This window comes from Streptomyces sp. NPDC008313 (assembly GCF_042956125.1).
GTDB lineage: Bacteria > Actinomycetota > Actinomycetes > Streptomycetales > Streptomycetaceae > Streptomyces.
In genome coordinates this window covers 26,185-32,684 of sequence record NZ_JBIBFR010000040.1, presented here as the reverse complement: position 1 = coordinate 32,684, position 6,500 = coordinate 26,185, and the positions used below count along the sequence as shown (strand labels likewise).

At 72.2% G+C, this 6,500-nt stretch carries 11 protein-coding genes; all 11 read left to right on the top strand.

The window, feature by feature from the left end:
* On the top strand, nucleotides 1-628 hold a 628-nt coding region (locus tag ACFY93_RS33240), incomplete at its 5' end, for a hypothetical protein (protein ID WP_391365648.1).
* 23 nt (nucleotides 629-651) lie between these two features.
* Nucleotides 652-1,407: a hypothetical protein gene (locus ACFY93_RS33235; RefSeq protein WP_391365646.1), complete on the top strand. Its 756-nt coding sequence runs from the start codon at nucleotides 652-654 to the stop codon at nucleotides 1,405-1,407.
* Entirely contained in the window at nucleotides 1,407-2,045 is a 639-nt protein-coding gene (locus ACFY93_RS33230; RefSeq protein WP_391365644.1) for a hypothetical protein, read from the top strand. The genes ACFY93_RS33235 and ACFY93_RS33230 overlap by 1 nt, the downstream gene beginning before the upstream one ends.
* Nucleotides 2,046-2,059: 14 nt before the next feature.
* Nucleotides 2,060-2,467 (top strand): hypothetical protein, encoded by a 408-nt coding sequence (locus ACFY93_RS33225; RefSeq protein WP_391365643.1) that lies wholly within the window; start codon nucleotides 2,060-2,062, stop codon nucleotides 2,465-2,467.
* A gap of 274 nt (nucleotides 2,468-2,741) precedes the next feature.
* Nucleotides 2,742-3,125, top strand: coding sequence for a hypothetical protein (locus ACFY93_RS33220; protein ID WP_391365642.1), 384 nt, complete (start codon nucleotides 2,742-2,744; stop codon nucleotides 3,123-3,125).
* Nucleotides 3,122-3,925: a DUF317 domain-containing protein gene (locus ACFY93_RS33215; protein WP_391365641.1), complete on the top strand. Its 804-nt coding sequence runs from the start codon at nucleotides 3,122-3,124 to the stop codon at nucleotides 3,923-3,925. The genes ACFY93_RS33220 and ACFY93_RS33215 overlap by 4 nt, the downstream gene beginning before the upstream one ends.
* A gap of 27 nt (nucleotides 3,926-3,952) precedes the next feature.
* Nucleotides 3,953-4,309: a hypothetical protein gene (locus ACFY93_RS33210; protein WP_391365640.1), complete on the top strand. Its 357-nt coding sequence runs from the start codon at nucleotides 3,953-3,955 to the stop codon at nucleotides 4,307-4,309.
* Complete coding sequence (locus ACFY93_RS33205) at nucleotides 4,300-5,118, top strand: DUF317 domain-containing protein (RefSeq protein ID WP_391365639.1); 819 nt, start codon at nucleotides 4,300-4,302, stop codon at nucleotides 5,116-5,118. Before ACFY93_RS33210 ends, ACFY93_RS33205 begins: the two co-directional genes overlap by 10 nt.
* 73 nt (nucleotides 5,119-5,191) lie before the next feature.
* A complete protein-coding gene (locus ACFY93_RS33200) occupies nucleotides 5,192-5,704 on the top strand; it encodes a hypothetical protein (RefSeq protein WP_391365638.1) in 513 nt (170 codons plus the stop codon).
* Nucleotides 5,701-5,892 (top strand): hypothetical protein, encoded by a 192-nt coding sequence (locus ACFY93_RS33195; protein WP_391365637.1) that lies wholly within the window; start codon nucleotides 5,701-5,703, stop codon nucleotides 5,890-5,892. The genes ACFY93_RS33200 and ACFY93_RS33195 overlap by 4 nt, the downstream gene beginning before the upstream one ends.
* A 20-nt stretch (nucleotides 5,893-5,912) precedes the next feature.
* Nucleotides 5,913-6,500: a DUF317 domain-containing protein gene (locus ACFY93_RS33190; protein ID WP_391365636.1), complete on the top strand. Its 588-nt coding sequence runs from the start codon at nucleotides 5,913-5,915 to the stop codon at nucleotides 6,498-6,500.

Below are 6,500 nucleotides of genomic sequence, written 5' to 3'. Positions count from 1 at the left end.
GCCAATTACCAAGCCGGCCTCGAACTCCGCGCGGCACTCCTCTGGATCCGCAGCCTCCAGGCCACCCAGTGATCACAACATCAGACAGGCCCTAGCGGAGGACGACGAGTCCCGTCTCGCCACCGACGCCGTGGCCCGCCTGCGGGCGGCCGGATACCACGTCGACTGCGACGCGGACTTCGACACCGACTCGCGTCCGGCCAGCTACCTGCCGCTGGGATCCTCCGTTGCCCACGTCGCCGAGCGCCTTCGCGAGGCCGCCACTACGGACGAGGCGGCCGATGCGCTGACTGAGCTGACCGCCGCCCACGACGGCGTCCTCGCCGCGCTGGAGGAAGTCCTCACCGCCACCGCCGACTTCCACGACGGGCTCGGCCAGGCGGCCGACCCCTACATCGCCCGGCGGCTGCGCTACCTCGCCGACGAGCACCTTCGCGTCATCCGTACCGACCTCGCCGAGACCCGCAACCAGCTCGCCGACCGGCATGCCCCGCACCCCGGCCGCAGCACCTGCACCGGGGAAGTCCCGTCAACCGAGCAAGAGCGCTCTGCCGTGTGCGCCTGCCCGCCACCGCCGCGCACCCTCCCGGCCCCGCCGCCCCCGATGGCCGCCGGACTGCGCCGCTGACTCCCACCTCGCCCAAGGACACCATGCACGACCACGACACCTCCGAGCGCCTCGCCTCGTACGCCGACGTTCTCGCCGGCGAACTCCCCGACAGTTGGACCAGCTCCCACCTGCCGGCCGACGCCAAGGACGACCTCGCCGAACTCGCCAACCGCATCTGGGACCTGGACCTGGTCGCTGCCTCTCTCGCCGAGCACCCCCTGCAGCAGGCCGCCGTCCTGAGCCGACAGGACGGTGCGCAGCTCGTCCTTCTGGACCGGCACGACGAGCGCGACGGCTTCCTCATCGCCGCCGTCGCTCCGCACGCCCTGCCCGACGAGGCGTTCCGCGGCGTTCCCGAGCCCAACGGCATCGCCCTGGCCGATGACCCGTTCCTGAGCGCCGAGCAAGTTGCCGGCGACCTGCTCGCCCGATACGACAGCGCCCTCGCCCAGGTCCGCCACAACGCCCTGGGCGGCATCCAGCCCTCCCAGCCGGACCGGGTCGTCCTGACCTGGCAGCCGGACGGCAGCATCGCCACTGCCCCTGCCGACGACCGCGCCAGCGCTGTCCTCATGGCCCATGGCTTCGTCCAGGACCCGCAGAGTGGCATCTACCGCCTGAGTGGTGACGACACCCAGGCCCAGGCCCGCGCCCTGCGCGAGATCGGCCAGCGCCTCGACGCGCTCGGCATCGGCACCGCTCTGCAGCATCCCGCAGGCCGGACCGCGCCCACCGCCGCCGCTTCCGTGCCGCCCGTCCCGGCGGGTCTCCGTACGCCGGCCACCCCGTCTCGGTGATGCAGACGGAGCCGGTTCTGGAGTACGTCACCATCACCAAGGACCCCCGAACCGACCTGGTCGTGGCCATCGGCGGCACCGACAAGGCTGCGGACATCCTCCAGCGAACCGGCGGCTTCCTCTCCGCTCCCGGACCGCACGGCGACTATCACCGGCTTCCACACGGCCTGCCCGTCGAGCAGCAGCGCCGGAAGGCGACCGCAGCCTCGCACGCCCTGCTCGCCGCCGGGCACAGCGTCCACCTCGACCCCACGCTGAACATGCTGGTCGCACCGGACGGTGAACGTGAGGCCGCCCTGCGCTACCTGGCGAGCCTCGCTGAGCGAGCCGCAGCCGCCACAACCAGCAACGAGGTGGCCGAGGTCCTGACCGAGGTCGCTGCCCCCGTCCACGGGCTGCTGCCCCTCGCCAGAGAGGTCGTCGTCCGCGCCTGGATCACCGCCAGCGACTTCCAAGGGGCCGCGCCCGCCGGGGAACCCGATCCCATCGCACGGCTCGGAAGCACCGCCACCTCAATGAGCGAGGCCGCGCGCGCCATCCTCCACGCCCGCAACCACGCCGCGCGCCCTGCGCAGCGGCCGGCCACTACCTCACCACCGCCGAGCCGCGCCCAGTCCGCGGAATCCCGCCGCCGCTGACCCCGGAGAACCACATGGCCAACCTGGCCGACGAATATGGCACGGACGTCGAGATCTACATCAAGGCCCTGACGACCACCATCCACGCCGACACCCCAACGGGCGCCCCCGCCCAGCTCCACGACCTGCTGGAACACCTCGGCCTGGAACGCCACGCATACCCCACGGACGCGCCGCTCTACATCTGGCACACCGTGCCCGAACACCTCGACGCCGGCGAGCAGAAGCGGCTGGCAACCCGCGCCATCCCCGTCCTGCTCCTGGCCGGGTACGAGGTCAACTGCACGCCCGAAGTCTTCGACGAATCCGCCTACCGGCAGGCCATGCAGGACCTGCGCACCCGAGCGGGCCGCCCTGCCGTGCGGCAACAGGCACCGATCGGCTCCCCCTCGCCTCCAACCCCGGCCCGCCGCACCCCGTAAGGCGCCTGGGCGGTCCCGGCACCGCGCCGGGGCCGCCGCCTCACCACCCGAGACCCGGAGAAACCCGTAGCAACCCGCACACCCCCACCGATCAGCAACCGGCTCAAGCCCCGACTCGCCACGGCCCTCTTCCGCCGCTATCTGCGCGCCTGTATTCCGACCGGCCCCGACCGCACCTCCCCGCTGGCCGGCGCCCGCCCGGAGGCCGCCCTCGCCGAGACACAGCGCGTCGGGCACCGCCACCACCACTGACCGTCCACCGCCCCGGAGGAGCATGTCCCACCCCGCCCCCTACCCGGTGAGACTGGCCGACGAGATCACCCGCCAGCTCGGCCAGCTCGCCGACCACCTCTCTCAGCTTCCCCCGCCCCAGGCCGCTCAGGTCATCGCCCGCGTGCTCGACCCGGACACCGGAGTCCTCGGCGGCGTCACACACCTCGTCGCCACCGGCAGCGTGTTCGCCAAGGACCAGGCAGAGCGAGGCGCGCTCCCCGCGGAGGTGTGGCTCGCCCTGGGCCGTGCCTCGAACGAACTCGGCGACATCACCCTCGACCTGGACGAACACAAAGACACCCTCCAGCGCGTCGGCGCCCAGCCCGCCACTACGGCGGCAAAGCCCCCGGCACCCGCACCGCTCGTCGTCCGGCGCCGCCAGTGAAGAAGAAGCAGGGGCAGGGCTGGGGACCCGACGAGCAGGCCGAGCAGCACTACCTCGTCCAGCCCCGCGCCCTGGCCGGCGGCGGCGACGTCCGGCACGTCTCGGAGTTCCTGCGCGCCTCCGGCTGGCGGGACAAGTCCAAGACGGGCGGCCCCCTGCACATGGAGAGCCCGGACCGCACCGTCCGCGTCGCCTACGACCCCTACGTCCTCCCCGGCGGATGGACCATCCACGGCCACGCAGACGGAGCGAACGGCGAGTGGTCTGCCCACCTGGGCAGGCAAGCACCGGTGGAGATCGTCGCCGGCCTGACCGACGCCCTCACCCGCCCCCGCTCCGCCCACGCCCCCAACGTCTGGGCCCGGCTGCAGGAGCAGAACTGGCACACGCGCTTCGAGGGCCAGGACTACATGGCGACGAGCCCCGACGGCACCGCGTGGATGCAGTACCGGCAAAGCCCCGACGGGGCGGCGATGTGGTGGACCGGAGCGCAGGACAAGCAGGGCAACGGCTGGACGGCCAACTTCACGCCGAACACCCCGATGCACCTGGTGCAAGCCTTCTCCACCGAACTCGCCAGCCCAGACCCCGTGATGCGCCCACGCGGAAGCGTGCCGATGAGCACGCAGATCCGTACCTGGTCGGTGTCCGTGAAGCCCTCCCAGCTCAGTGCGTGGCAGCAGGCCCGCATCACGGCCGCCCGCGCCGCCACCTGGGCCCGCAACAGCGCCCGCAGCACCAGGCCGCGCACCAGCGCCCGCCCCTACACCCCGGCCGGCGGCACACGCACCCGCCGCTGACCGCAATAGCCCGCCCCGAGGAGCCCGATGCCCGCACTCACCCCGGACACCATCCGTACCCTGACCGAAACGCTCGCGGACCTCACCGACTACCTGCGCGAGAACCCCGACCCCGCAGAAGCCCTCGCCCTCGTCGAGCCCCTCCTCGACGAGTACACGGGCCTACCCGTTCAGTTCGCCGACACGCTGCGCGCCCTCGCCCGCGCCGTACAGGAGAATCAGGACGCGCCGCGCACGGCGCAGGGCGACCTGCTGATCACCGAGCTGCGCACCGCCGCGTGGGAACTGGCCGACCAGCACACCCTCCACTACGTGCTGGACGATCTCCGTGACCTGTACGGCAGTTCGCCGACGGGCGAGCAGGGGTGCTGCTGGTGCCGCTGAGCGAACGGCAGCTCGCCGCCTTCGCCGACAAGCACGCCGTGCAGATCCCGTACGACACCAGCCCCCGCCACCTCGCCGGCCCCGGAGACGCCCGCCACGTCACCCACGGCCTGGCCGCCGCCGGATGGAACGCCGTCTCCGACCCCCTGAGCGCCGAGATCATCCTGGCAAGCCCTGACCTTCGCCACCGGCTCCAGTTCGAACCGCAGTCCCGCGCCTCGGCGTGGTGGCGGCTACGGGCGGAGCCCGTCGGCACCGAGCCCGGCTGGTACGCCGAGTTCGGCGAACTCGTGCCCGCCGAGCTCCTAGCCGCCTTCACCGACGCCCTCACCGCCCCGCCGCCAAAGCAGCCGGACCCGTGGCAGCAGGTGACCTCGGCAGGATGGCACCACGAGCCAGACGGCGCACGCTCGCCGGACTCCATGTGCCACATCGAACTGCGGCCGTTAAGCGAATTCCACGACCGGTCGTCCTGGCACATCGAGACCCGCGAGCCCGGCCACGGTGAGTTTCCCGGCCCGCGCCTCTGGCACGCCTACCTCGACGAGCACACCCCCGCTCACCTGGTCAGCGCGTTCCTCACCGCGCTGACCGACCGCAGCCCGCTCCAGCGCGGCATGCTCGAACGCACCGGCCACTACAGCGCCGTACAGGAGCCCAGCCCGCTGCGCCCGCAGCAGGTGGTCGACGCCCACGCCACGCGCATCAAGCATCTGCGCGCCCAGGCACGTTCAGCCCGCCGCCAGCAGACGAAACCCGCGACGATCCCGGCGCACGCCAGTACCGCGCAGCCGGCCGCTCGCCGCTGACCTGACAGGACCCCTCCCCATCTCCCGAGACCACCACGCACACCGCGACTTCCTGCGCCGCCTCGACCACTACGTGCGGGACAGCCAGAAGATCCTCGACGCCTGGGACGCCTACTCCGACGAGCACACGGGCCTCGACGGCTGGCCCTACGACGACCACGCCTACGGCATGCGCAAGAGCCAGCGCGATGCCGACACCGCCGAGGCGTTCGAGCCGCTCCGCTACGGCGCCCGGCACCTGCTGGCGACCGCCGAGACACAGCTGGCCCAACTGCCGGAGAACACGGTGCGGAGCCGCTGGGTATACCAGCTGGGCGTCCTGCACACGGCCCTCGACCGTCTCGACGAACTGCACGAGCAATGGCTGCTCACCCGCGACGCCCTGCCCGCCACCGCCAAGCCCGGCACCGCCGAATTCGACGACGCCCTCGCCGAACATCACGCCGAATCCTGGAGCTACCTCGACGACTGGGCCACCCACGGCAAAGCGCTCCGGGAGATCAACACCGCAGCCCGCAAGGCCCCCTCATCCCTGGTTCCCATGCCTGCCCTCGCACCCGTGCGACGAACCGCGGCACGGAAGTGACTAGGGCCCCGACTCCCGAGACCGTTGAGGTCGACTTCATCACCCCGCGCCGCCTCGCCGGCGGCGGTGACCCCGCCTGGATCACCGTTCCCCTCCACCGTGCCTGCAGATGGAGCCACGGCAACGACCCCCTGATGCCACGCGTCCTGCTCTCCAGCCCCGACCAGAAGGCCCTCCTGCGCCTGTAGCCCGACCCCGACGACCAGTGGTGACCCTGCACCACGTCGCCGAGCCGGACCGGCCCGCCTGGTACGCCAGCTTCGGCGCCCGCACGGCCGTCAAACTGATCGCCGCCTTCATCGACGCCTCACCGACCCGGCCCCAGCCGCTGACGCGCCTTGCGACCACCCGTACGGAGCGCTCCGGGCAGGCTGGCTGGTCACCGTACGGTGACAACGGCCTTGCTTCCCCCGACAAGACGGCGTACGTCGAGCGGCTGGGAACACCGGCTGATCCGGAAGCCTGGTTCGTCACGGTCACCCTCGGCATGCACCAGACGGTCTGGCAGGCCCGCTTCGGTGCGCACACTCCGCCACACCTTGTCGCCGCGCTCGGCGATCCGAAGCCCGTGCACCGCACCGACAGCGGGCGCAGTCTGCCGACCCTCGACCCGAACGTCGTCATCCGCCGGACGACCGACGTGCTCGCCGTGTACGTCGCCGGCGCGCTGGAAGACCGCGTTCACTCGCTCCCGCCCGACACACCACCACGCCGACGGCCTCGATCCCCTCACGGCCAGCGCCGCCCAGGCACGGCCGCAGCCGCTACCCCTCCCTCCCCGCCCGGAAGCACATAG

Coding starts and splice junctions, on each gene's coding strand:
- ACFY93_RS33235 (WP_391365646.1), top strand. CDS start 652: ATGCACGACCACGACACCTCCGAGCGCCTCGCCTCGTACGCCGACGTT.
- ACFY93_RS33230 (WP_391365644.1), top strand. CDS start 1,407: ATGCAGACGGAGCCGGTTCTGGAGTACGTCACCATCACCAAGGACCCC.
- ACFY93_RS33225 (WP_391365643.1), top strand. CDS start 2,060: ATGGCCAACCTGGCCGACGAATATGGCACGGACGTCGAGATCTACATC.
- ACFY93_RS33220 (WP_391365642.1), top strand. CDS start 2,742: ATGTCCCACCCCGCCCCCTACCCGGTGAGACTGGCCGACGAGATCACC.
- ACFY93_RS33210 (WP_391365640.1), top strand. CDS start 3,953: ATGCCCGCACTCACCCCGGACACCATCCGTACCCTGACCGAAACGCTC.